23 protein-coding genes and 1 other annotated feature are annotated in these 23896 nt (G+C 55.0%); of the genes, 18 read left to right on the top strand and 5 right to left on the bottom strand.

Annotated elements, in window-relative coordinates; genetic code table 11:
• Positions 1-243 precede the first annotated feature (243 nt).
• The 10 genes from fdhF (at position 244) to M655_RS16925 (ending at position 10563) form a co-directional block, all read left to right on the top strand.
• Positions 244-3195: a formate dehydrogenase subunit alpha gene (gene fdhF / locus M655_RS16970; protein WP_026557024.1), complete on the top strand. Its 2952-nt coding sequence runs from the start codon at positions 244-246 to the stop codon at positions 3193-3195.
• Positions 3195-3674, top strand: a complete 480-nt coding sequence (locus M655_RS16965; protein WP_005832877.1) for a helical membrane plugin domain-containing protein — start codon at positions 3195-3197, stop codon at positions 3672-3674. Before fdhF ends, M655_RS16965 begins: the two co-directional genes overlap by 1 nt.
• A 44-nt stretch (positions 3675-3718) precedes the next feature.
• The gene (locus tag M655_RS16960; RefSeq protein ID WP_026557025.1) at positions 3719-4141 is read left to right on the top strand and encodes a phosphate-starvation-inducible protein PsiE; all 423 of its coding nucleotides are present in this window, start codon (positions 3719-3721) and stop codon (positions 4139-4141) included.
• Positions 4138-4488: a Na-translocating system protein MpsC family protein gene (locus M655_RS16955; RefSeq protein WP_005832873.1), complete on the top strand. Its 351-nt coding sequence runs from the start codon at positions 4138-4140 to the stop codon at positions 4486-4488. The genes M655_RS16960 and M655_RS16955 overlap by 4 nt, the downstream gene beginning before the upstream one ends.
• A 36-nt stretch (positions 4489-4524) precedes the next feature.
• On the top strand, positions 4525-5346 hold the full coding sequence (fdhD, locus tag M655_RS16950; protein ID WP_025848403.1) for a formate dehydrogenase accessory sulfurtransferase FdhD: 822 nt from the start codon (positions 4525-4527) through the stop codon (positions 5344-5346).
• Positions 5333-6340 (top strand): GTP 3',8-cyclase MoaA, encoded by a 1008-nt coding sequence (moaA, locus tag M655_RS16945; RefSeq protein ID WP_026557026.1) that lies wholly within the window; start codon positions 5333-5335, stop codon positions 6338-6340. Before fdhD ends, moaA begins: the two co-directional genes overlap by 14 nt.
• A 5-nt stretch (positions 6341-6345) precedes the next feature.
• Positions 6346-7599 (top strand): molybdopterin molybdotransferase MoeA, encoded by a 1254-nt coding sequence (locus M655_RS16940; RefSeq protein WP_026557027.1) that lies wholly within the window; start codon positions 6346-6348, stop codon positions 7597-7599.
• Between the two features lie 77 nt (positions 7600-7676).
• Positions 7677-8306: an HD-GYP domain-containing protein gene (locus M655_RS16935; protein WP_235694763.1), complete on the top strand. Its 630-nt coding sequence runs from the start codon at positions 7677-7679 to the stop codon at positions 8304-8306.
• Between the two features lie 175 nt (positions 8307-8481).
• A complete protein-coding gene (locus tag M655_RS16930; RefSeq protein ID WP_007785125.1) occupies positions 8482-9543 on the top strand; it encodes an HD-GYP domain-containing protein in 1062 nt (353 codons plus the stop codon).
• A 150-nt stretch (positions 9544-9693) separates the two neighbouring features.
• Positions 9694-10563: a universal stress protein gene (locus M655_RS16925; protein WP_005832862.1), complete on the top strand. Its 870-nt coding sequence runs from the start codon at positions 9694-9696 to the stop codon at positions 10561-10563.
• A 128-nt stretch (positions 10564-10691) separates the two neighbouring features.
• Here M655_RS16925 and M655_RS16920 read toward each other — a convergent pair whose 3' ends face one another.
• Positions 10692-11084, bottom strand: coding sequence for an MFS transporter (locus M655_RS16920; protein ID WP_007785128.1), 393 nt, complete (start codon positions 11082-11084; stop codon positions 10692-10694).
• Between the two features lie 147 nt (positions 11085-11231).
• Entirely contained in the window at positions 11232-11825 is a 594-nt protein-coding gene (locus M655_RS16915; protein WP_026557028.1) for a TetR/AcrR family transcriptional regulator, read from the bottom strand.
• Between the two features lie 151 nt (positions 11826-11976).
• Between M655_RS16915 and M655_RS16910 the strand changes: the two genes are divergently transcribed.
• Complete coding sequence (locus tag M655_RS16910; protein WP_005832855.1) at positions 11977-12819, top strand: deoxyribonuclease IV; 843 nt, start codon at positions 11977-11979, stop codon at positions 12817-12819.
• A 51-nt stretch (positions 12820-12870) separates the two neighbouring features.
• Positions 12871-13272, top strand: a complete 402-nt coding sequence (locus M655_RS16905; RefSeq protein ID WP_007785135.1) for a hypothetical protein — start codon at positions 12871-12873, stop codon at positions 13270-13272.
• A 125-nt stretch (positions 13273-13397) separates the two neighbouring features.
• Here the strand turns inward: M655_RS16905 and M655_RS16900 are convergent, their stop codons facing one another.
• Positions 13398-14822 (bottom strand): sigma-54 interaction domain-containing protein, encoded by a 1425-nt coding sequence (locus M655_RS16900; RefSeq protein WP_026557029.1) that lies wholly within the window; start codon positions 14820-14822, stop codon positions 13398-13400.
• Positions 14823-15109: 287 nt separating this feature from the next.
• Between M655_RS16900 and M655_RS16895 the strand changes: the two genes are divergently transcribed.
• From M655_RS16895 to M655_RS16870, 6 genes are all read left to right on the top strand, one after another.
• The gene (locus M655_RS16895; RefSeq protein ID WP_005832850.1) at positions 15110-15778 is read left to right on the top strand and encodes a CoA transferase subunit A; all 669 of its coding nucleotides are present in this window, start codon (positions 15110-15112) and stop codon (positions 15776-15778) included.
• Positions 15778-16440, top strand: a complete 663-nt coding sequence (locus tag M655_RS16890) for a 3-oxoacid CoA-transferase subunit B (protein WP_007785141.1) — start codon at positions 15778-15780, stop codon at positions 16438-16440. The genes M655_RS16895 and M655_RS16890 overlap by 1 nt, the downstream gene beginning before the upstream one ends.
• A gap of 40 nt (positions 16441-16480) precedes the next feature.
• Positions 16481-17296, top strand: coding sequence for a transporter substrate-binding domain-containing protein (locus M655_RS16885; RefSeq protein ID WP_026557030.1), 816 nt, complete (start codon positions 16481-16483; stop codon positions 17294-17296).
• 87 nt (positions 17297-17383) lie between these two features.
• On the top strand, positions 17384-18049 hold the full coding sequence (locus M655_RS16880; protein WP_025848420.1) for an amino acid ABC transporter permease: 666 nt from the start codon (positions 17384-17386) through the stop codon (positions 18047-18049).
• Between the two features lie 18 nt (positions 18050-18067).
• Positions 18068-18808: an amino acid ABC transporter ATP-binding protein gene (locus M655_RS16875; protein WP_025848422.1), complete on the top strand. Its 741-nt coding sequence runs from the start codon at positions 18068-18070 to the stop codon at positions 18806-18808.
• A gap of 28 nt (positions 18809-18836) precedes the next feature.
• A complete protein-coding gene (locus tag M655_RS16870; protein ID WP_026557031.1) occupies positions 18837-20024 on the top strand; it encodes a thiolase family protein in 1188 nt (395 codons plus the stop codon).
• 202 nt (positions 20025-20226) lie between these two features.
• Here the strand turns inward: M655_RS16870 and M655_RS16865 are convergent, their stop codons facing one another.
• Entirely contained in the window at positions 20227-21498 is a 1272-nt protein-coding gene (locus M655_RS16865; RefSeq protein ID WP_026557032.1) for an erythromycin esterase family protein, read from the bottom strand.
• Positions 21499-21834: 336 nt separating this feature from the next.
• Positions 21835-23550, bottom strand: a complete 1716-nt coding sequence (gene argS, locus M655_RS16860) for an arginine--tRNA ligase (protein WP_025848427.1) — start codon at positions 23548-23550, stop codon at positions 21835-21837.
• Positions 23551-23626: 76 nt separating this feature from the next.
• Positions 23627-23887 (bottom strand) — a binding site (T-box leader).
• Between the last annotated feature and the right edge of the window lie 9 nt (positions 23888-23896).

The following is a 23896-nucleotide window of genomic DNA, read 5'->3' as shown; positions in this document are numbered from 1 at the left end:
ATCCTTCAACAAAAAGAGTTGGATTTTCGGGCGGTTTTGGTGCTATAATGAAGCTATAGTCGATCATTGATGGGTGGTCATCACGTATAGCCAACGCATCCTGATCTCCTCCATACGAATGGGATGGATAACTGGTATCAATTGATGCTTAGTCATTAGCCCACCATAAGACAATTTGTGCATGCGTTATGCCCGAATTGTTTTATGGTGGGCTTTTATTATGATTCTGGAGGTTTTTGGGAAATGAAAAAGGTAAAGTTTGAACTAAACAACGTGAAGCACGAAGCGGAAGAAGGGACCCGCATCCTGGACTACCTGCTGCAACACGACATCGAGCATCCGCATATATGCTACTCACCCATTTTAGGCCCAGTTCAAACTTGTGATACGTGCATGTGCGAAGTGGACGGAAAAATTATGCGGGCGTGCTCGACGCCGATTGCAGACGGGATGAAGATTCTCACTTCCTCCGAGCGGGCAAAAGGCGCGCAGACCGAAGCGATGGACCGCATCCTGGAAAACCACATGCTGTATTGCACCGTCTGCGACAACAACAACGGAAATTGCCGGGTGCACAACACGGCAGAGTTGCTCGAAATCGACCACCAAACGCGTCCGTTCCGCGGCAAAAACTACGAAGTGGACATGTCGCATCCTTTTTACCGCTACGATCCCGATCAATGCATCCTCTGCGGACGTTGTACCGAAGTATGCCAGGATTTGCAAGTAAACGAAACGCTGACCATCGACTGGGAGCGGGAAATCCCGCGAGTCATTTGGGATGACAACAAATCGATTAACGACTCCTCGTGCGTATCTTGCGGTCAGTGCGTGACCGTTTGCCCGTGCAATGCGCTGATGGAAAAATCGATGCTCGGCGAGGCAGGATTCATGTCAGGCATTCAAAAAGACCTGCTGAACCCGATGATCGATCTGATTAAAGAAGTCGAGCCTGGGTACAGCAGCATTTTTGCGATTTCAGAAGTCGAAGCGGCGATGCGGGAGACGCGAACCAAAAAAACGAAAACGGTTTGTACGTTCTGCGGCGTAGGCTGTTCGTTTGAAGTATGGACCAAAGGCCGCCACATTTTGAAAGTGGAGCCAACGGAAGACTCTCCGGTCAACAGCGTCTCCACATGTGTGAAAGGGAAGTTCGGCTGGGATTTTGTCAACAGCGACCAGCGCTTGACTACGCCCCTGATTCGCAAAGACGACGCCTTCGTTCCGGCGACGTGGGATGAGGCGCTGACGCTGATTGCCGAGCGGATGGGTGCGATCAAGCAAACCTACGGAGGCGAAGCGCTTGGCTTTGTCAGCTCGTCGAAAACGACAAACGAAGATGCGTACCTGATGCAAAAGCTGGCGCGCCAAGTTTTTGAATCGAACAACATCGACAACTGTTCCCGCTATTGCCAATCGCCCGCAACCGACGGACTGCTCGCAACTGTCGGATACGGCGGAGACTCAGGCACGATTAAAGATATCGCCAGCGCCGGACTGGTCATCATCGTCGGGGCGAACCCGACAGAGGGCCATCCCGTTTTGGCAACCCGCGTAAAACGGGCGAAAAAATTGCACGGGCAAAAACTGATTGTTTCCGACCTGCGCAAGCATGAGATGGCAGAGCGCTCCGATCTGTTCCTGCACCCGAAACAAGGAACAGATTTTGTCTGGCTGACGGCCGTTGCGAAGTACATCATCGACCAGGGCTGGCATGACGAGGCGTATATCCGGGCGCGGGTGAACCAGTTTGACGAATATCGCGCCATGCTGGAAAAATACACGCTGGACTACGCCGAAGCAGTTACCGGACTCGGCAAAGAACAACTGATCCAGACCGCCAAAATGATCCATGAAGCGGACGGCACTTGCGTTTTGTGGGGAATGGGCGTCACGCAAAACGTCGCAGGCTCGTATACATCGGCGGCGATCTCCAACCTGCTGCTGGTGACAGGAAACTACGGCCGTCCAGGAGCGGGCGCTTATCCTTTGCGCGGACACAACAACGTCCAGGGCGCTTGCGACATGGGCACGTTGCCTACCTGGCTGCCAGGGTACCAGCATATTACCGATGATGCGGCGAGAGCGAAATTTGAAAAAGCGTACGGCGTCACCATCTCCAACAAACCGGGCTTGACCAATATCGAAATGCTGGAAGCCGTCGAAAAAGGCGAACTGAAAGCGATGTACCTGATGGGCGAAGACATGGCGTGGGTAGATTCCAACGCGAACCACGTGCACGACACGCTCAGCAAGCTCGACTTCTTCGTCGTCCAGGACGTATTCCTGACCAAAACGGCGCAATTTGCCGATGTCGTCTTGCCTGCGTCGCCATCGCTGGAAAAAGACGGTACGTTCGCGAACACCGAAAGACGCATCCAGCGTTTGTATCAAGTTTTGGAACCGCTTGGCGATTCCAAGCCGGACTGGGCGATCATCCAGATGATCGCGCAACGCATGGGAGCCAACTGGAACTACCAGCATCCGAGCGAAATCATGGACGAAATCGCCAGCCTGGCGCCGCTTTACGGAGGCGTGTCCTACGACCGTCTGGAAGGATGGAACAGCTTGCATTGGCCGGTACAAAAAGACGGCACCGACGAACCGCTTCTCTACCAGGAGCGCTTCAACTTCCCGGACGGCAAAGCGAGACTTTCGCTCGTGGAATACATTCCGCCTGTGGAATATCCATCGGAATTTGACCTTACTTTGAATAATGGTCGATTGCTGGAACATTTCCACGAAGGAAACATGACGAACAAGTCAAAAGGAATCCAGTACAAACTGCCGGAAGTGTTTGTGGAGGTTTCGCCTGAACTTGCCCGCGAACGCGGCGTGCAAGACGGTTCCCTGGTTCGCCTCGTCTCGCCGTACGGAGCGATCAAGCTGCGGGTGCTCGTGACCGATCGGGTCAGCGGCAACGAACTGTACGTACCGATGCACTCCGTCAGCCATGAAAATGCGATCAACCTGCTGACAGGCAGCGTGGGCGACGTTCGCACGCAAACCCCTGCGTACAAACAGACGAAGGTGCGCATGGAGCTGCTCAAAGAAAAAGGCATGACCCCGCTGCCTATGTACAATCCTCGCTACGCGAAACGAAACCCGCAACTGGGTGTCCAGGTAGAGCGGAAATGGGCGAGAGAAGATTACGTGCCGATTGCAGAAGTTAACGTTGCGGGAGGAGAAAAATAATGGCAAGACCGATAACGAAAGTAGTGAAACCAGAGGTTAGCGAAGAACAAAAACAAGCGCAAACAGTCGATCGCGTCCTGCAATCCCTGGCCGAAAATCCAGAGGGGATTCAGGCGACGATCAAGCTGCTGCAGGAGCTGCATGACAGCGGCATACTGGGGGCGCTCAACGCCGCTGTCGAAGCGAAAGAAGATATCGCCAAAATCGTCGTCGGACAAATGGTTCGTCCGCCCGTCACGAACATGATTAACAATGCGATGGCGGCGGCGGGAGGATTGACAGAGCTCGATCCGGAAATGACCAAAAAGCTGATGGCCGGCGTTACCAAAGGGCTGCAAAGAGCGGATGAAGCTTTGCAGTCGGGAGCAAAGGTCGGCGTGTTCGATTTGATAAAAGCGTTGCGCGATCCGGACATCAACCGGGCGATGGGATTTGGCATCAACCTGCTGAAAGGAGTCGGGGAAGGATTGAAAGACTGATGAAACAGGCAGCAAGCTTTTTGAAGAGGAGGTCAGCTAGTTGGATGACGAAAAGCAAAAACGAATTGACAATCGTGCGCTTTTATCAACTCATGCTAAATACTTCGCTCATCATTCTCGGGTTGGTCTTGAGCTTTTACCTTGTACGCGAACTGTATGCCATTGTACTGGATGCCCTTCAAGGAAATAATAACGTCCATGATATTTTGGAAAAAGTCTTGGCCTTTTTTCTCTACTTTGTCTTCGTTTCGATGATCGTCAAGTATTTCCACGAAGCGTATCACTTTCCGTTGCGCTATCTGATCTATATCGGGATCACAGGCACTGTGCGTTTTATCATCGTCAATCGGGATGATGCGATGAACAATCTGATTTTATCGCTCGTTATTTTTATCCTGGTCATCAGCTATATTATGCTGGCTCCCCGTCAGAACAAGGTCGGGGAGCTAAAGGAGAATATCGAATGACAAAAAGTCTTGAGCACCAATTCAGCATGCTTGTGCGCGAGATACGCAAGGAATACGTTGGAAACGGTCCGCGCGAAATCCTCACTCGGTTTTGCGGGCCGTGGGTCATTTGCGAGATGAAAGGCAATTTGACCAACGTAGAAAAGTTCATGATTATGTCCGAAGACGGCAGACGAATGGTTCACGATGCGCGTACGAAGCTGGTGAAGAACATTTACAATGATCCGGCGGTAGTAGCGAAGCTGGAGGAAATTATCGACGCCAAAATTTTGCGGATTTTTTCCGATATCAGCCTGGAAGAAGACATCGCCATGACCGTATATGTACTGGACCGATCCATTTCATAACGAGCAGCAGCAAAGGAAAGGTGGGAAACAATCGTGATTCAGCCCGTGTCTATTTTGTCTCCTGTCCTGCACTATGAAAATGGCGCTTTGGAGGAAGTAGAAGATTCCATCGTCACAGAGTCGCCGATTACGATCATGTTGAACGAGGAAGAGTTTGCGACGTTAGTGTGCAGCCCGGAATACATCGAAGAGCTTGTCATTGGCTTTTTGGCGTCTGAAGGGGTAATTCAGGCATACACGGATGTGACTGACCTGTTTGTGGACGAAACCACTGGGTACGCCTACGTCCGCGCCGAAAAAGTGAACAGGTACAACCAGATGTTCCACTCGAAACGGTACGTCACTTCGTGCTGCGGGAAAAGCCGCCAAAGCTTTTACTTTTACAACGACGCGCGCACGGTGAAAAAGTTGGAAACGACAGGCGTGACGATCTCAAGCGCGGATTGCTTTCGCTTCATGCAGGCGATGCAGCAGTCAGCGAAGCTTTTTCAGGACACGGGCGGCGTTCACAATGCTGCCCTGTGCGATGCAAACGGGATCGTCGTCTCCCGAATGGACATCGGCAGGCACAATGCCCTCGACAAACTGTACGGGCATTGCCTGATGCATTCCGTGCCGGTAGAAGACAAAATCATGGTGTTCAGCGGCCGGATTTCGTCAGAAGTACTGTTGAAAGTAGCCAAGATCGGATGCAGTATCGTGTTGTCCAAATCGGCGCCGACCGAGCTGGCCCTGCGGCTGGCGCAGGAGCTTGGCATTACTACCGTTGGCTTTATTCGCAACCAGTCGTTCAACGTGTACACCTGGCCTGAGCGAATCGAACAGGCCGAAGGGGGGACGTCCAGTGATTCCAAGTGAATTAGTGGACTCGTTTGGCCGCGTTCACGACTATTTGCGCCTTTCCGTAACTGATCGGTGCAATTTGCGCTGTGTGTACTGTATGCCAGCGGATGGGATGGAATTTGAGCCGGACGAAAACATTTTGTCTTTTTACGAGATTACCGAGGTTGTCAGAGTGTTGGCCGAAATGGGCGTGAAAAAAGTAAGGCTGACGGGCGGGGAGCCGCTCGTCCGCAAAGGCATTGAAGAACTGGTCGCAGCGATAGCGGAAACACCGGGAATCGAAGACATTGCCTTGACGACCAACGGCATTTTTTTGGCGAAAAAGGCGGCGAAATTAAAAGCAGCGGGCTTGAAGCGCGTCAACATCAGCCTGGATACATTGAAGGCCGACCGTTTTTCGCTTATCACCCGCGGCGGCGATGTCCAGCGCGTTTTGGACAGTATCGCGGCCTGTCAACAAGCCGGGATTTGGCCGATCAAGCTGAATGTCGTTCTCATGAAGGGAATCAACGACGACGAGATTGAAGATTTTTTGCGGCTGACGCTGGACGGCGCTGTGCAAGTCCGCTTTATCGAGTACATGCCGATCGGCCACAACGACATGCGCTGGAAACAGTCGTATTTGCCGCTGTCGACCGTCTTGGAGCGATGTAAGCAGCTTGGCTGGGAAACAGAGGAAAGCCATGACGTGCGCGGCAACGGTCCCGCCAAGACCTTTCGGATTGCCGGGGCCAAAGGCAGCTTTGGGTTGATTCACCCGGTGAGCGATCATTTTTGCGAAACGTGCAACCGGCTGCGTTTGACGGCGGATGGCAACATCAAGCCGTGCCTGTATTGGGCAGACGAGTTTAACGTTCGCAAGCATATCGGAGACGATGAAGCGATTCGCCAGCTTTTTTTCAAAGCGTTGAGCATCAAGCCGATGAATCACGAAATGGCCAAGGCTTTGGCAGATGAAAGCCAATCTCATGTACCGACGGCAAGGCGCATGTCGCAAATTGGAGGATAAGCGAGATGGAAAACGCAAATCGTTTTCGCCGACAGACTGTTCAGGTGGAGGAAGCGCAGCGAAGAATCGAACAGCATCTGCGCCAGCTTGGCGTGGAGGAGGTTTCGCTGGAAGATGCCTGCGGCCGCACGTTGGCAGAGGAGGTGACGGCGCCCGAGCCGATGCCGCATTTCCGCCGTTCCGGGATGGATGGCTTTGCGATCATGGCGAGCGCTACCAAGGGAGCGTCACCGGAATCGCCCGTCCTGCTGGAAGTGATCGAGCATGTTCCGTGCGGCTTAGTTCCGACTAAAGCCGTATCGCCTAATACGGCTACGCGGATCATGACCGGAGCGATGGTGCCGGAACAGGCAGACGCGGTTATCATGCTGGAAATGACCGACAACGTGGAGAAGCAGGGCAAAACGTTCGTGTCCATCAAAAAAGAGATGCCGCCCGGCAAAAATCTGACTCCGATCGGCCACGAACTCGCCAAAGGCGAATGCGTCCTGCAAAAAGGAAGCGAAATTCGCGCTGGCGAGACGGCGCTGCTGGCTACATTCGGCTTTTCTCGTGTCAACGTATATAAGCGCCCGACCGTCGCGATATTCGCCACAGGCTCCGAACTGCTGCCTGTGGACGCGCCACTGTGCCAGGGGAAAATCCGAAACAGCAACTCTTACATGCTGGCAGCGCTCGTTCGGGAAGCGGGGGGCATTCCGCTGTTGATGAACGCGGTCCCGGATGAAGCGGACAAAGCGCAAGCGGTTATTCTCGATGCGTTTTCCACCGCGGATTTTGTCATCACATCAGGCGGCGTATCGGTAGGCGACTACGATATTCTCGTCGATCTTTTCCAAAACTGGGAAGGGGAGCTGCTGTTCAACAAAGTAGCGATGCGGCCCGGAAGCCCGACGACGGCAGGGGTGTGGAAAGACGCCTTTTTATTTGCCCTGTCAGGCAATCCGGGGGCGTGCTTTGTCGGCTTCGAGCTGTTCGTCCGCCCGGCGATTTTGGGGATGCAAGGGCGCAAAAACAAATACAGACCGGAATGCACGGCTTTTTTAGGAGAGGCGTTTGCCAAGGTCAATGCGTATCCGCGCTATGTCCGCGGAAAATCGTATGTGCAAGATGGCAAACTGTTCGTAAAGCCTGTCGGAATGGACCAGTCAAGCGTAACCGTGTCGATTAAAGATTCCGACTGCTTGATTAAGATTCCCCCTGGCGGGAAGGGTGTGCAGCAAGGAGAGCTTGTCTTTGCTCTGCTGCTCCGAGAATGACGAAAACGTTGCGGCGCTACATTTCGTAAATTTCGCTTGAGAGAAAAGAGCGGGATGACATGGCCGGGGAGGCACCATTGCAAAAACTGTTAACGACGATGCTGCATAGTAACCGTGCGGCTACGAATCACATGGTCGAAACGATCCACTCGCTCGTTTCATGCGTGAACGCCCGTGATCCTTATACGTATCAGCATTCGGTCAACGTTGGCTTTTACGTCTGGGTAATCGCCAACCAACTTCAGCTCGACGAGGAAGAATGTGCCAATGTGTATATCGGCGCCTTGCTGCACGACATCAGGATCATTGGCACACCGGATTCGATCCTGAGGAAAAACGGGTCGCTCACACCGGAAGAATTGGCTATCATGAAAAAGCATCCAGAGATCGGCTACGCGATTGTAAAACGGATTGCTCCCTTGCAACAGCGAGGAATTGCCAAGACGGTGCTGTACCATCACGAACGGCTGGATGGAAAAGGCTATCCGCACGGCCTTTTCGCTGCCGAGATTCCGCTGGGCGCAAAAATTGTCTCTGTCGCCGAGGCTTTCAACGCGATGACATCAGCGCGGCTTTACCGCCCTGTTTTGGACTACGGGAAGGCTGTCGACCAGTTGCTGGACGGAAAAGGCAGCCAGTTTGACCCGACCGTCGTCGACGTGTTCCTGGAGGCGATGGCCAGCCGCAGAGAAAAAGCGCGACTGTAAGGCCAAAAGAAACAGCGCCGTCTTTTGTGCGAAAAGCACCGGATCATCCGGTGCTTTTTTGCTGCAAAGGTCCTTTTTTGCCGGATTGTTCATAAAAACATCTGCGAAACATGTTTTTCCAATGCTAAGATAGGGAAAAAGCATCAGGGGAGAAGGAATCAGGAGGATTGACCCCATGAAATATGTGAGCGTAGATCAAGTTGAGCCTGGGGATGTGCTGGCTCGCAGCATTTATACGAGCGAGGGCTTGACGCTGTTGCAGACGGGTGTGCAACTGACCGTCGGAATGATAAACAAGCTGCGGCGCTTTGGGGTGACGATGCTCAGTATCAAGGACCCTTTTTTCGACGAGGTGAAGGAACAGGAGGTAGTCACAGAGACGACGCGAAAAGATGCCATTCGCAATCTGTCAGGCGCGATTTCGTGTGTCCAGTCCGGCAAGGAGTTCGACGTGCGCGGCATTCAAAAGTCTGTCGGCAACATTGTCGAAGAGACGCTGCGCAATCGCAAGGTGCTGTTAAATCTCGGGGAAATTCGCACCAAGGACAACGCCCTGTACATCCATTCGCTCAACGTCTGCATGATGGCGACCGTGATGGGCGTCGGGCTTGGCTACAACACCACGCAACTGAAAGAGCTGGCAATCGGCGCGCTTTTGCATGACATCGGCAAGCTGTCGGTGGACAAGGAAGCGCCAGCCTACAAGAAAAACAGCAGGACCAATCATCATACCTGGATAGGGTTTGAAATATTGCGAAAAAAACACGAGATGAGCATCGTGTCTGCGCACGTGCCGCTCCAGCACCATGAATGGGTCGACGGAACCGGAGTCCCCCGCGGACTAAGCGGCGACGAGATTCACGAGTTCGCCAAAATCGTCGCGATCTGCAACTACTACGACAATCTGATCTCGCCGCTTTCCGAGGAAGAGGAGACGCTGCCTCCCTACGAGGCGTGCGAGCGAATCATGGGCCTTGCGGAAAAGCGCTTCGACCACAAAATGGTCATCCACTTCCTGCGCTCGATCGCGCTGTACCCGATCGGCACGTCGCTCAAGCTGAGCACAGGCGAAGTCGGCGTCGTGATCGACCAAAACCGCGGCCTGCCAGCCCGTCCGGTCGTGCGGGTCATCAGGCGGGAGCAGCAGGCGAATAGGCGGATGGCAGAAGATCACGAGATTTGCGATATTGATCTCGGCGCAGAGCCCACCATTTTTATTACAGGAGTACTAGAATAGAGAGAGAAACTAGACCTAAGGGTTTTTTCGATGCCAAGATCAGGGAATTCCCCTACATACATAATGAGGGTGTCAGTCTACAATGAAAACAGGCAAAAAGTCTCAAAAATCGACTTTTTGCGACGATGAAAGAGGAAAGGACGTGTCCTTATGTCCCGTATTCTAGTACCAGTAGATTTCTCTGCACAGTCTATTCAGGCGGTTCGCTTTGCTCTTGCGTACGCCAAAGATAAGCATGAACTGACTCTGCTTCATGCCATCCCTCCGTTTCCATCGCGCAACGTCGTCCGCAAGCTCGGGCAAAAAAGCGTGGAAGATTTCCAATTGGATGAAGCGAGAGAAGACTTGAAAAAGTTCCTCACGATTGTCGAAGAGGCAGGAGTCACTTACGAATTGGAAATCGAGTTCGGCGAGCCGCATGAAGTGATCGCCAAGCACGCGACAAAAGGCGAGTACGCCGCAATCGTCATGGGGACGCACGGATACGGCCGGATCACCGGATTCCTGCTGCAAAGCGTCAGCTACCCGACGATTCACGACGCCCAGCTTCCTGTCTTCCTCATTTCCGAGGAGACCGATGCCAGCCGCTTCCCTTGGCAAAAAGTGCTGATCGCCGTCGACGGCTCGGAGCAGGCGAAAAACGCAGCGCAAAAAGCGATTGCCTTGAGCCAGGACATTCCGGGCGTTTCCTACCTGCTGCTCAGTGTCGTGACGCCTCCTGTCGCTTATGCCGGAGTGTACGGCGTAGGCTGGGAAGACACAGCGACGCTGGAAAACTGGGGAAAAGAAACCGTGCGCACTTGCGAAGAAGTGCTGGAAGCGGCGCAAATTCCTTACGAGAGCAAGGTAGTAATTGGCGATCCGGCGACAGTGATTCGCCAGACCGCCGAAGAGGAGCAAGCAGGTCTGATCGTGCTCGGTCACCACGGGCTTGGCGGCATCGCGGGCACTCTTCTCGGCAGCGTGACCTTCAAAACGATTCATCGCACCAAAACGCCGCTGTTGATCGTCAAATCATAGGCTCATTCGTGAACAGGCAAGCTGTCCGGACTCCGGGCAGCTTTTTTGTGCAGATAAGGTTGGATAAGATTTTATCCAGCGGAAAGTGCAACGAAGGCTGTGCCAATGGCTTGGCGCAGCCAAGTTTTCTAATGCTCCAGGGCACGCTCAGCGCCGGACGCCCAGTTGATGCGGGAGCTTCCCCAGGCGGCAACGAGCACGACCGCGCCTGCGATGACGAAGACATAAATCAGCGCGGTCAACTGCATCAGTGGCCCGGCCACAAACGAACCGAGCATCATCAGCCCGACGAGCAGCGGCGCAATCGTCCCGTTTACCCGGCCGACGTACGCTTCTTCGACAAGCGTAATCATCCGCATTCCGATCACAATTTCCAGAAAAGCAAGCCCCACTCCGGTGAAAAAACGCATGGCAGCGGTGACGATCAGCCAGACAGAGAGCGCCTCGACGACGATGGAGAGAGCGAAGACGGCAACCGGATTGTTTCCGCTCGTCTCCATCACGTAATAAAGCAAAGCCATGTTGCGTATCCAAATCCCGACGTTTTCCAGCGTATCGGAGACAAAGACGGTGAGAAAGACGCGATTTCCCCATTAGTGGCTTCATTTTGCACACTCCTGCGATTAATTAAACCGAACGTTCGGTCTATAAACTTTCGAAAAAAAAAGCTACCTGGCGACAATACCATGCAGCAAAACATCAATCCCCCGCTTCATCAAGGCATGAAGGCGCTCCTCCTCCATTTTGAAGCCGACATTGATAAGGCCGTTGACAAACCCTTCGAGGATCATCGCCAGCTCTTCCGGATCGGCCTCGGCAAATTCTCCGCGCGCCATTCCTTCCTGAAAAATCGACGTGTACAGCATGTAGGAGGAGCTGAGCATCGCAAGCACCTGGTCCATAATGAGCGGATCGGCGAGCTGGCTGCCGGAAAACTCTTCTCCGGCTCGTTTCAACGGGTGGGACAAAAAGTCTTCGAGCAGAAAAGCGGCCAAGGCGTACAGCTTTTCCACCGAAGTGGCGTACTGCTTCTCTTTTTCCTTCCACAGCTCTGTCCACTCGTTATACTGCTTTTCCAGCAGGTGCAAAAAAAGCTGCTCCTTGTTTTTGAAATGGTAGTAAAGGCTCCCTTTGCTCGCTCCGGTCGCTTGGCAGATGTCTTCGATCGATGTGGCGAAGTAGCCCTTTTGGGAAAACAGCTCGGTTGCTTTCTCGACGTTATGTTGTTTGGTTTTCTCCCCATCAAGGCGACGTTTGGACATGAAAGGCAAGGCTCCTTTTTATAGACTGAACGTTCGGTTTAATTTCGGTCTACCGGATGGGAGAAAGAAGCGCAAGTGCTTTCCCGCAAGGCGATTGAGAATGGACGGCCAGGGGAAAAATGGGGAAAGCGAGTGAGGGGGCGAGGAACGCATGAAAATCGGGTGTCACATCAGCATCCGCCACGGCTATGCAGAGGCGGCGCGAACCGCTCTGCGGGAAGGAGCCGCCTCTTATCAGTTTTTCCCGAAAAACCCGCGCAGCCTGGGGGTCAAGCAGTTTGATCCGGCCGATGCGGCAGCTTGCCGCGCTTTTTGCGAGGAACACGGCTTGGCGTCGATTGCCCATACGGCTTATCCGGTCAACTTGTGCGTGGAAGACGACGAGCTGGCTCTGGTGACGGTGCAATCGGTGCGCAACGATCTGGAGATTGCCGAGGCGTGCGGAGCGCTTGGCGTAGTTGTCCACTTCGGGCAGTACAAAGGGACGGACGTGCTTGCCGGCTACAAGCGGATGATTTTGCTGACGAATCGAATCGTGGACGGCTGGGCCGGACAGGCCAAGCTGCTGATCGAAAACAACGCCGGACAGGGCAACCGGATGGGCACGACGCTGGAGGAGCTGGCACAGGTGCGGCAACTGCTTGCCGAGCCGCAGAAGGTCGGGTTTTGCTTCGATACGTGCCACGCGTTTGCCAGCGGGCTGTGGGACGGGAAAAATTGGGGCGCGGTCATACAGCGTATGGAAGAACTGGACTATTTGCCGTATTTGTCCGCCGTGCATTTGAACGATTCGGTTTACCCGAGCGGCTCGTTTCGGGATCGGCATGCGCGCATCGGACAAGGGATGATCGGGGACAATGCTTTTGCCGAGCTGTTGCGCACGCCGCAGCTTCAAGGCTTGCCGATTGTATTGGAGACAGCGCGAGGGTCAAGCGGGGGGCATCGCGAAGAAATCAGGCACGTCCGGCGTCTGGCGAACAATTGGCAGGCTTGACCGGATTGTGGTACAGTGTGAGAGGATGTTGTCAACGAGGGAGGGGTACCAATGGCAAAACGGATCAAAGTGACGATTCACGATTTTGCGACGCTGAAAGAGAATTTGAACAACCCGGAAGAGCTGGCTCTTTACGAAGCAGCCAACGGGAATACATACGATGCCGAAATCGAGCACGACGGCTACGCTGTCATTGATGTGACAGAGGACGACTACATTGAGCTGGCACCGGGCGAATACCAGCTCATGATCGAGGAATGGACCAACGCCGGGCAAATCGGCGAGTGGACTTTGCAAACGAAGTCAGATCCGGCAGACGACACAGCGCTGCTGTATCGCAGCGTCGACGCGTCAGGCCAGGAAGTGCAGCCGCCGCAATCGCTGCCGAAGCAAGTCGTCGAGCTGATAGCGAAGACCTGGTTTGGCAAGGCGCCAAAAAAGGTCGAGGAATAGTCGGACAAGAACAGGGAAAGGAGCGCTGCGAGTGGTAGCGCTCCTTTTTTTTCGCGCAAAAAATCGCAGGATGTAGTCGCTCGTGACGAGGAACAGGCGAAGGCTGGGAGCGGCAAGTACCGAGATCATTCGGCCGTCTCGTCCTCAAGCTGAATGTCGTACTTTTTGATCCGCCGCATCAGAAGCGATTGGGTGATGCCGAGCGCCGCCGCGGTCTTGCGCGTCGTTTTGTGGATGCGCAGCGCCTGCATGATAAATTCGACCTCGATTTTTTCCATCCGCTCCGTCAAGGAAAGGGAGCCGAGCGTGAGGATGCCGTCCTCCAGCTCGCGAATGCTGCGCAGTTCCTCCGGCAAATCGGTGGCGGAAATCTCGTCGAACTTGGACGTGATGACGATGCGCTCGACCAAATTTTCCAGCTCCCGCACATTGCCTGGCCAGTCATACTGGTGCAACACGTCCAGCACGTCAGATGTGAAACGGCGTTTTTGGTGGTGCTTGGCGTTGAATTTTTGCAAATTGTGGTGCAACAACGGGAAAATGTCGTCTTTGCGCTCGCGCAAGGGCGGGACGTTGATCGGCAAAATGTTGAGCCGATAGTACAGGTCGTGCCGGAACTTCCCTTGGCGCACCAGCTCCTGCAGGTTGGTGTTGGTCGCGGCGATGATGCGGATGTCCGCCGTGTAAGTTTTGGTGCCGCCGATCGGCATGAACGTCTTGTTTTGCAAAAGCAACAGCAGCTTCGACTGCAAATGGTAGGGCAGCTCGCTGATTTCGTCGAGGAACAGCGTCCCTTTGTCCGCCATTTTGACCAGCCCGATTTTCCCCGAGTGGTTCGCCCCGGTAAACGCCCCTTTGTGATAGCCGAACAGCTCCGATTCGATCAACGTTTCGGGGATGGCGCTACAGTTTACATGCACGAACGGCCCTGCGCTTCGCTCGCTAAGCTGGTGGATTTGCTCGGCGAGATGGCTTTTGCCCACCCCGGTTTCGCCCGTGATGAGCACAGTCGTGTCGACCAGCGCGACTTTTTTTATCAGTTCCATGAGCGCCAAATACGAGCGGCTGTTGCCGATCAGCGTCTGCGACGAGCTTTGGTTCGCTTCCCGCTTCATGAGCTGCAGTTCCTCGCTGTAGCGCTTCAATAGCGCGACGGTTTCCTCCAACTGCGAGCTGGCCCGTGCCGCCTCCGTAATGTCCCGGGAGTGGGCGACGATCAGCTCCGGCTTTCCGTCTTCGTCCGGGATAATATGGCCTGTCACGAGAAATTTTCCTTTGCTGTTCACAAGCTGGATGGTCGTCGTCGGCTTGCCCGATTCCAGGACAAGCCGGGTCACGGAAGGACTGAAAATGCCCATTTCCTCCAGATCGGTCACGTTTTGCCCAATCAGCTCGGCTTTCGGGATGCCGCACAAGTTTTCGCTCGCCTTGTTCAGCCACAGTGTGGTTCCTTGCGCATCCGATATAAAAATGCCGTCCGCAAGCGAGTTCAATATGTCGATGAACCGATCTACAGACGACAAGGCCAAAATCTCCGCATCTTTTTCCACGCTTGATACGCTCCCCCCATTTTTGACCTGATTGTACAGGAAGTGACTGCCGATTGTATAGTGAGTCGGATTTGAAAAAACGCGAGTCGATTTCGATTCACCTGAAAAGAGTGCGTTTCTCTCCCTTTCGACTCAAAAGTGATTCTACTTCGATTCGTCAGAAAAGACGTAGTTTCGGCAATTTTCGCTACCATCCAGCTTTTTGGGTGTTGGCACAGGACTTGCTACTGTTAGCAGGACGTAAGCGACTTTGCTCAATAAACAAGAGAGATAAGGAATGGCATGCGATGCTAGCGAAACTGGTGACGCGCGAACAAGCGACGGAATGTGTACGAGACGGTGTCCGGCTGATGTACGGCGGTTTCGGAACGATCGGCTCCCCGGCTCTTTTGATCGACACGATTTTGGAAAAAGGGGTGCGCGACCTGACCTTGATCGGAATCGACGCGGGGTATCCGCAGGTCGGGATCGGCAAGCTGATTAGCCACGGGCGGGTGAGGAAGCTGATGACGACGCATATCGGCTCCAATCCGGAAGCTGGTCAACAGATGATGGACGGACGGCTCCAGGTCACGTTTTGTCCCCAAGGAATTTTTGCGGAAAAAATTCGCGCAGGGGGCGTAGGCATTCCCGGCATTGTTGTCGATGCGCAAATGTGGGGAGAAGCGACAGAAGGAGGGGAAGCGGTGGTTTTTGGGGGGAAGCCGTGCTGGATGGAACCGGCGCTGACGGCCGATGTAGGCATCGTCTATGCGAAACAGGCGGACACGTACGGCAATCTCATCTACGACAAGTCGGCGAGAAACTTGAATCCGCTGGTGGCGATGGCTGCTGACATCACCATTGCCGAAGTGGAGGAGATCGTTCCGGCAGGAGAGCTGGACCCGGAAAAAATCGTGACACCCGGCATTTTTGTCGATTACATGGTGAATCGCAGCGGCGGGGGGAACGGCTGATGCGACTGACGATGGATCAGCGAAACATGATCGCGCGGCGCGCCGCCAAGGAAATCGAACCGGGGATGGCTGTCAATCTGGGGATCGGGATACCGGAGCTGGTCGCGGACTTTATCCCGCACGAATGGCACGTGATGTTTCATTCCGTGAACGGCATTCTCGGGGTAGGCCCCACGCCAATCAAGGGCGAAGAAGACCAGCATATCTCCAATGCGGGGGGAGCGCCCGTTACCGTAGTTCCGGGCGCTTCTTACTTCGACAGCACGATTGCCTACGGCATGATTCGGCGCAAGAAGCTCGATGTCGCTTTTATCGGGGCCTTGCAGGTCAATCGCAGGGGAGATTTGGCGAACTGGATCGTCCCTGGCTCGCGCGTTCATGGCATCGGCGGTGGAGCCGAGCTGGCCTATTACGCCAAAAAGGTGATCGTCCTGATGAGCCATGTGACGCGGACAGGCGAGCCGAAAATCCGCAGGGAGTGTACGTTTCCACTGACCGCGAAGCGCTGTGTCGACCTGATCGTCACAGAGCGGGCGGTTATCGAGGTCACGCCGCAGGGGCTGATGCTGACAGAGGTCATGTATCCGTACTCCTTGCAGGATGTCATTTACCATACCGGAGCGCCGTTGTTGATTTCAGAACATTTGCAAATGGTGGAGTAATGAAAAATTTTTCCGCACAAAGATAAGGGGGCTTACCAACATGAAAAAATCACTCAAAGCCGTTGCAGGCGTATTGTTCTCGCTGTCGCTTCTCGTAGCAGGATGTAGCCAGGGGGCTTCGACGAACGATGGCGGGGGACAGGCAGGCGCAGCCAGCGGAAATGCGTCCGCGATGACGAAGGAGGCAGGCGTGTTCGTCTTTGCCGCTTCCGGCGAGTACCAGCCGTTCAGCTATTTCAAGGATGGGCAGCTTACCGGGTTTGACATCGAAATCGGCAACGAGATCGCCAAACGGCTGAATTTGCAGCCAAAGCCCGTCACCTCGCCGTTTTCCGGGATTATCGCGGGGGTCAAGGAAGGGCGCTACGATGCGGCAATTGCCAGTCACGCGATTACGGAAGAGCGCAAGCAGCAAATTGATTTCGCCGATCCGTACTACTTGTCCGGCGGCCAACTGTTCACTCGTCCCGACGGCACGACTTCTACGCTGGAAGAGCTGAAGGGCAAGGAAGTCGCAGTCGCCTTGGGCACTACGCATGAAAAAATGGCGCGGGAGTACACCGACAACATCAAGACGTACGACAGCGACGTCACGGCCCTGCGCGCGCTGGAGCAAGGCAAGCATGACGTGGTCATTACGGACAGTGTGGTCGGCGAGATCGCGATTGCCCAAGGCTTGAAAATCAAGAAAAGCGGCGCGCCGTTGTCCGAGGTTCAACACGGAATCGCCGTGCGCAAAGGCAACAGCGAGCTGTTGAACAAAATCAACGAGGTGCTGAACCAAATGCACGAAGACGGCACGTATCTGAAGCTGAGCGAAAAGTACTTCAATCGCGACATCAGCAAGAACGAATAAGGTTGACGTTTGTGTAAGGCCGCCTGTCATCCGCACAAGGAAAGCGGCGGGTGACAGGGACATTTTATCAGCGAGGGGTGGCATCGAGTGCCCAGTATTGCCCATTTGACAGAAGAGTTTTTCCGCACATTGCCGTTTTTTTGGAAGCCGCTGCTCTTGACGTTTGAGCTGACGATCGCTTCCGTCATCGCAGGGTCGATCATCGGGCTGTTCGTCGCCCTGTTGAAGGTCTCCAAGTTCAAGCTCGGGCAAATTGTTGCCAACGTCTATATTATGGTCATTCGCGGAACGCCTTTGATCGTGCAAATTTTTGTCCTCTATTTCGGTTTTTACAAGGTGATTGATCTCGGTCAATTTTGGTCAGCGGCTTTGGCCTTGGCGATCCACAGCGGGGCGTACATCGCGGAAATTTTCCGCGGGTCCATCCAGTCGATCGACAAGGGACAGATGGAGGCAGGCTTGTCGCTCGGGATGTCTACCGGCCAGACGATGCGCCGGATCATTTTGCCGCAGGCGATGAAGCGCTCCATTCCGCCGCTCGGCAACCAGTTTATTTTGTCGCTGAAGGAGTCGTCGCTGGCTGCTTTCATCGCGATGGATGAGCTGTTCTCGCTGGCGCGCCGCCTGTCTGCGGAAACCTTTGATGAGATGACGTACTTTTTGATCGTGGCCCTGTACTATTTGGTGATTGTCATGATCTTTACGTATATCGTCCATGTGATGGAAAAGCGGTTGGCCAAAGGTGACGTATAGAAGAGGGGAGGGAGAACGATGGAAGACAAGCAAGTCATGATCCGCGTGCAAAATTTGAAAAAAAGCTTCGGCGCCGTGGAGGTGCTGAAAGACGTGACGCTACAGGTGAAAAAGGGCGAAGTCGTCGTGCTGATCGGGGCGAGCGGCTCGGGAAAAAGCACGCTGATTCGCTGCATCAATTTTTTGGAGATCAAGGACGGCGGCGAGATTTTCATCGAAGGCAAGAGCATCGATCCGAAAAAGGACGATTTGACGAAGGTGCGGCAAAAGGTCGGCATGGTGTTCCAGCACTTTAATCTGTTCCCGCACAAAACGGTTTTGGAAAACATCATGGAAGCGCCGCTGATCGCGAAAAGGGCGGACAAGGAGCAAACGAGGCAGGAAGCGCTGCAACTGTTGCAGAAGGTAGGCTTGTCCGAAAAAGCAAACGTCTATCCATCCTCGCTGTCAGGCGGACAAAAACAGCGGGTAGCGATCGCCCGTTCGCTGGCGATGAAGCCGGAGATCATGCTGTTCGACGAACCGACCTCCGCGCTCGACCCGGAGCTGGTCGGCGAAGTGCTGGAGACGATGAAGCAGCTCGCCCAGGACGGGATGACGATGATTATTGTGACGCATGAAATGGGCTTCGCCAAAGAAGTGGCGGACTGGGTCGCGTTCATGAACCAGGGCAAGATCGTGGAGATGGCCCGCCCGGCAGAAATGTTCAACAATCCGCAGGAAGAGCGGACGCGCGAATTTTTGAACCGGGTCTTGTAACGAGGGCAAAACGAAAGGGAGCGTAACGATGAGAGAGGTAGTCATTGTCGCCGGCGTGCGCAGCGCGGTCGGCGCATTCGGCAAAAGCTTGCGCGACGTCCCGGCAACGGAGCTGGGACGGCAAGTGCTGGAAGGGCTGATGGAAAAGGCGGCTTTTCCCAAGCAGGAAGTGAACGAAGTGATTTTCGGCAACGGCTACGTGCACGGAGGCGGGCTGAACGCGGCGCGCATCAGCTCGCAGTTGGCCGGATTTCCCCGCCATGTGTACGGGCACATCATCATCAAGGCGTGCGGCTCGGGCTTGAAAGCGATTGGCAGCGGCGCTTTTGCGATCATGGCCGGGCAAGAGGACGTGGTGGTTGCGGGTGGCGTGGAGAGCATGAGCAACGTGCCGTATTTGATGAAAAACCGCTGGGGCAGCAAGTTCGGCAACTTGACGATGGAAGATGCGCTTTTGTCTGACGGCTTGATCTGTTCCTTGGAAGGCGAGCACATGGGCAACACGGCTGAACGGCTTGCGCAGCAGTACGGTATTTCCCGCGAGGAACAGGACCGCTTCGCCTACGACAGCCACAAAAAGGCGGCGACTGCCATAGCCGCAGGCAAGTTTGCCAGCGAGATCGTGCCGATTGCCATCCATGAGCGCAAAGGAGTGCGGGTGTTCGATCAGGACGAGTCGGTCCGCCACGAGATTAGCCTCGAAGACTTGGCGAAGCTGAAAAGCGTATTCCAAAAAGACGGAACGATCACGGCAGGCAATGCGTGTCCGATGAATGACGGCGCAGCCGCAGTGTTGATGATGTCTCGCGAAAAAGCGGAGGAAGCGGGGCTTATGCCGCTGGTCAAAATCAAGGCGTTTGCCAGCGCGGGAGTCGAGCCGGGCGTGATGGGGATCGGGCCTGTGCCGGCCACCCAAAAAGCGCTGCAAAAAGCAGGGCTGACGCTGGACGACATCGGGCTGATCGAGCTGAACGAGGCGTTTGCCGCGCAAGCGTTGGCGGTGATGAAAGGGCTGGAGCTGGACCCGGCCAAGGTGAATGTCAACGGCGGCGCGATCGCGCTCGGCCACCCGGTCGGTGCCACCGGCGCGAAGCTGACCGTCAGCCTGATGAACGAAATGGTGCGCAGCCGCGTCAAGTACGGCATGGTGACGCTTTGCATGGCAGGGGGAATGGGCCTGTCTGTCATTTATGAAAACTTGACGCTGTCCTCGTAAGCTTTTCGGCGGACAAAGAACAGCACAGGAAAAGCCCCGTCAGAGGGCCACGTCGATCTCGGCTCGTGGCGGTCTGGCGGGGCTTTCTTTTGCTGGTGATCCGGGGCGACGTCTTGGGGCGGAGCGGAGCCATTTGCGCTTTGCGCACAAGCGACCGGAAAGCAGGCGGATGGTTCCGGTGCACGTTTTCGTTCGCACGCCGTCAGTCCGCGAGCATGACAGAAGGAGTCGCCGTCCGCACGAACACGAGCGCATCAAACGCTTTTGCCGGGACCATTTGCAGCGTGTACATGTTCTCGATGCTCGCGTACCAGCCGCTAAACACGTCGCCGATGGCGCTGATCGGCTGCGGACGATTCACATAGGCGTAAAAATCGGCATCCTGCCGCGTTTTGGCGAAGTCCAGGAAGCCGTCCGGCAGGTTGGTGCGCGCGAACAGCACGGCGAGGCGGTGATCCCCGGCGTTTTTGACAGCAAACAGCTTGCGTTCGTCGGTAGTGGCGTCCTTGGCCAGAAAGGCGCTTTCATAAAATTCGCTGCCGATTGCGTAATACTGGTCGCCGAGCGCTTTCGCCAAATACGCCCCCATGCAGGTTGCAACGCCCGTGGTCGTGGACGTCTTTTCAATGTGCCCGTTGTGTCCGGTAATGAACAGGCGCTCGCGACCGTAATGTTTCTTTTCCAACGCGAGAATCCACATGACGCGCTCCGCCATGTAGCGATCGCGGGCGCTGCCGTAGTTGACGTTCGTTCCGTGCAGGATCGCGTTTTGTCTGATCGACTCGGCAAAGGCTAACGCCAGCTCGTAGTCTTTTTCGGAGCTTTTGGCGGTGTAGGCGGCTTTGTTTGCTTTCATCCGGCCGAGCAAGCTCTGGATGTGGGGAAGCCCTTCCTTGGCCGGCTGTTGTTCGGACAGCGTTTGATCGGTCAAAGCTGCTAAAGCTTTTTCATAGGTTGCGGCGAGGGGCGGATCGACTTTTTGCAAATAGGCGAACAGCGCTTGTTTGTTCTGGTCGTAGCGCTGCATGTCAAAGCCGTAAAAGCGGATGCGGTCGCGGTCAGCGCGCTGTTCGTTGTACGCGCGCATCCAGGACAACAGCGCTGCCATCTCCTCGGTGTTGTAGATCGCAAAGCCGAGCGCTTTTGCCGCCTCTTGCGCTGTCCCGCTTCCGCCGGATATGTAGGCGTCGACCTTCTGGCCGCCGCCGAAGTCGCCTTCGATGGCGAAGGCGCGGTAGCCGTGCTTTTCTACCAGTTGCCGAAACACGTCCAGCTTGAGCGTCGTAAATTGTTTGTTGCCGTGGGTCGCTTCGCCAAAGCCGATAACCGTTTTTTGGGGCAGCTCCATTTTCGATACGGGAACGACATGCTTGTTCATAGACGATGGCAGTGCGCTTGCCGCCTTCGCCTCGAAGGCTGTCAATACGCTCAGCACGAGCAGCAAGCTTGTGGCGAGCAAAAGAAATTTTTTCATCGTTTACCGTCTCGCTTTCTGTGGCAGGTCGCCTGTTTGCGACCAGGTGTGAACAGCGGGATGTGTTTGTTGCCGAGTGGAGCCAAGGCGTTCCTGCGGGGGAGCCGCTATCTTAAGCCGGGGTGTCAAACGGAAGGAATCTGCCCGTTGCCCGTATTTGCCACATCCTTCTTGCTTTCCTCTCCTATTATGGCACAGGCTGGAAAAAAGGGCACGAAACAAATGAGTCAACTACCCGCGAGGCGCTTTTCATCCAAAAGCAAAAGCCGGGGCCACCTTTTGCCAAGGCAGGCTTCCGGCTTTTGGGTCAGATCATGCGTCAAAGAACGGCGCTTCCTACATTTCCTCTGGCGCTGCCAGTCCGAGCAGGCGCAGCCCTTCTTTCAGCACCGCCACCACCGCTGCTACGAGCTGGAGGCGGGAAGCTTTCACGTCTTCTTCTTCCGCGAGAATGCGGACGTTGGCGTAGAATTTGTTGAACGACTGCGCGAGGTCGATGACGTACTTGCCGATTTGCGACGGGTCGAAGTTGTCGCTGGCCCGTTCGATCACCTCAGGGAAGCCGTTCAGCAAGGTGATGACCGCCCATGCTTCCTTGCTGTCCAAAGCGCCTGGTACGAGGCTCGCCGCCGTTTGCGGCTGGTAGTTGCCTTTGCGCAGAAGCGAGCAGGCGCGGGCGTGCGTGTATTGCACGTAAGGTCCGGTTTCGCCCTCGAAGGTGAGCATTTCTTCCCAGGAGAAGTTGATGTCGTTCAGGCGGTAGTTTTTCAGGTCGTGGAAAATGACAGCGCCGACCCCAACCTGGCGGGCAACTTCTTCCTTGTTCGCGAGCGTCGGGTTTTTCTCCTCGATCACTTTTTGCACGTCGGCAATCGCTTGTGCCAATACTTCCTCCAGCAAAACGACTTTTCCTTTGCGGGTGGACATTTTCTTGCCGTCCTTGAGCATCATGCCGAACGGGATGTGGTGCATGTCGGCGGACCAGGCGTAGCCCATTTTTTCCAGTACCTTGTACAGTTGCTGGAAGTGGAGACGCTGCTCGTTTCCGACGACGTAGAGCGCTTTGGCGAAGTCGTACGTCTCGTGGCGGTACAGGGCGGCAGCCAGATCGCGCGTCGCGTACAGCGTCGCACCGTCCGATTTTTTAATCAGGCACGGCGGCATGTTGTACTCGTCGAGGTTGACGACCAAGGCGCCGTCCGATTCGGTCAGCAGTCCTTTTTCTTCCAGCAAGGTGACGACGCGATCCATCTTGTCGTTGTAGAAAGCTTCGCCGTGCGTGGAGTCGAAGGAGACGTTCATCAACTCGTAAATTTTCATGAACTCCTTGAGCGATTCGTCGCGGAACCATTTCCACAGATGCTGTGCTTCTGCGTCGCCGTCCTCCAGCTTTTTGAACCATTCGCGGCCCTGGTCTTCCAGAGTCGGGTCTTTTTCCGCTTCTTCGTGGAAGCGCACGTACAGGCTGAGCAGCTCCTTGATTGGCTCGGCTTTTACTTTTTCCTCGTCTCCCCACAGACGGTAGGCGACGATCAGTTTGCCGAACTGCGTGCCCCAGTCGCCCAAATGGTTGATGCGCACAGGCTGGTAACCGCGTTTTTCCATGATGTTCGCAATCGCGTTTCCGATCACGGTAGAGCGCAGATGGCCCATGGAAAACGGCTTGGCGATGTTCGGCGAGGACAGGTCGATTGGCACTTTGCGGCCCTGGCCTACCTGGCTGCTGCCGTAGGCGCTGCCTTGCTCAAGGATCGTTCCGATCACTTGCGCCGCCACATTTTCCTGATCGAGAAACAGGTTGACGTAAGGGCCGACCGCTTGGGCAGAGCGCAGTGGCGCTCCTTCGATTTTTTCGGCAAGCTCTGTGGCGATCATCGGTGGCGCTTTGCGGAGCGCTTTTGCGAGCTGGAAGCAAGGGAAGGCGATATCTCCCATCGCAGGGTTTGGCGGCGTTTCCAGCATGCCGTAAACTGTTTCTGTTGGGAAGGTGTCCACACCGAGAGAGGTGAGGGCAGCGGCGATTTTTTCCGCGACTTGGTGCTTGTAGCTCATTGTGATTCTCCTTTCAAAATGGGAAAAAGCTTAAGGGACGCAAAAGAAAACAAAAAAACCTCCGCGTCTCCTGGATAAAAGAGACGAGAGGTTGTGCTCCCGCGGTGCCACTCTTGTTGTTTTCGCCTGCATGCGTGCATCAGGCAAAAACCGCTTTGTGCTGCTGTAACGGGCAGACCCGGCAAAACCCTACGCGATCCGGGCGCGATTTGCTTCGCCGGATGTTCAGGCCGCATCTCCGAGGGGCGCTTCCTCGCGTGGTTCGGCATCGGGCTTCCACCATCCCCGACTCGCTACAGCCTCATTCCAGGAGTACTTTCCTCATCAACGATTCGCTTGTTTCTCT

This window comes from Brevibacillus sp. NSP2.1, assembly GCF_000470975.2.
GTDB classification, from domain to species: domain Bacteria; phylum Bacillota; class Bacilli; order Brevibacillales; family Brevibacillaceae; genus Brevibacillus; species Brevibacillus agri.
Note: the sequence above shows the minus strand (reverse complement) of the source record. Positions and strands in the feature narration are given on the sequence as shown.

What these genes read in the sequence shown, in the direction of transcription:
- fdhF (WP_026557024.1), top strand. Translation starts at nt 244, where the DNA reads ATGAAAAAGGTAAAGTTTGAACTAAACAACGTGAAGCACGAAGCGGAA.
- M655_RS16965 (WP_005832877.1), top strand. Translation starts at nt 3,195, where the DNA reads ATGGCAAGACCGATAACGAAAGTAGTGAAACCAGAGGTTAGCGAAGAA.
- M655_RS16960 (WP_026557025.1), top strand. Translation starts at nt 3,719, where the DNA reads ATGACGAAAAGCAAAAACGAATTGACAATCGTGCGCTTTTATCAACTC.
- M655_RS16955 (WP_005832873.1), top strand. Translation starts at nt 4,138, where the DNA reads ATGACAAAAAGTCTTGAGCACCAATTCAGCATGCTTGTGCGCGAGATA.
- M655_RS16940 (WP_026557027.1), top strand. Translation starts at nt 6,346, where the DNA reads ATGGAAAACGCAAATCGTTTTCGCCGACAGACTGTTCAGGTGGAGGAA.
- M655_RS16930 (WP_007785125.1), top strand. Translation starts at nt 8,482, where the DNA reads ATGAAATATGTGAGCGTAGATCAAGTTGAGCCTGGGGATGTGCTGGCT.
- M655_RS16925 (WP_005832862.1), top strand. Translation starts at nt 9,694, where the DNA reads ATGTCCCGTATTCTAGTACCAGTAGATTTCTCTGCACAGTCTATTCAG.
- M655_RS16920 (WP_007785128.1), bottom strand. Translation starts at nt 11,084, where the DNA reads ATGGCTTTGCTTTATTACGTGATGGAGACGAGCGGAAACAATCCGGTT.
- M655_RS16915 (WP_026557028.1), bottom strand. Translation starts at nt 11,825, where the DNA reads ATGTCCAAACGTCGCCTTGATGGGGAGAAAACCAAACAACATAACGTC.
- M655_RS16910 (WP_005832855.1), top strand. Translation starts at nt 11,977, where the DNA reads ATGAAAATCGGGTGTCACATCAGCATCCGCCACGGCTATGCAGAGGCG.
- M655_RS16905 (WP_007785135.1), top strand. Translation starts at nt 12,871, where the DNA reads ATGGCAAAACGGATCAAAGTGACGATTCACGATTTTGCGACGCTGAAA.
- M655_RS16895 (WP_005832850.1), top strand. Translation starts at nt 15,110, where the DNA reads ATGCTAGCGAAACTGGTGACGCGCGAACAAGCGACGGAATGTGTACGA.
- M655_RS16890 (WP_007785141.1), top strand. Translation starts at nt 15,778, where the DNA reads ATGCGACTGACGATGGATCAGCGAAACATGATCGCGCGGCGCGCCGCC.
- M655_RS16885 (WP_026557030.1), top strand. Translation starts at nt 16,481, where the DNA reads ATGAAAAAATCACTCAAAGCCGTTGCAGGCGTATTGTTCTCGCTGTCG.
- M655_RS16875 (WP_025848422.1), top strand. Translation starts at nt 18,068, where the DNA reads ATGGAAGACAAGCAAGTCATGATCCGCGTGCAAAATTTGAAAAAAAGC.
- M655_RS16870 (WP_026557031.1), top strand. Translation starts at nt 18,837, where the DNA reads ATGAGAGAGGTAGTCATTGTCGCCGGCGTGCGCAGCGCGGTCGGCGCA.
- M655_RS16865 (WP_026557032.1), bottom strand. Translation starts at nt 21,498, where the DNA reads ATGAAAAAATTTCTTTTGCTCGCCACAAGCTTGCTGCTCGTGCTGAGC.
- argS (WP_025848427.1), bottom strand. Translation starts at nt 23,550, where the DNA reads ATGAGCTACAAGCACCAAGTCGCGGAAAAAATCGCCGCTGCCCTCACC.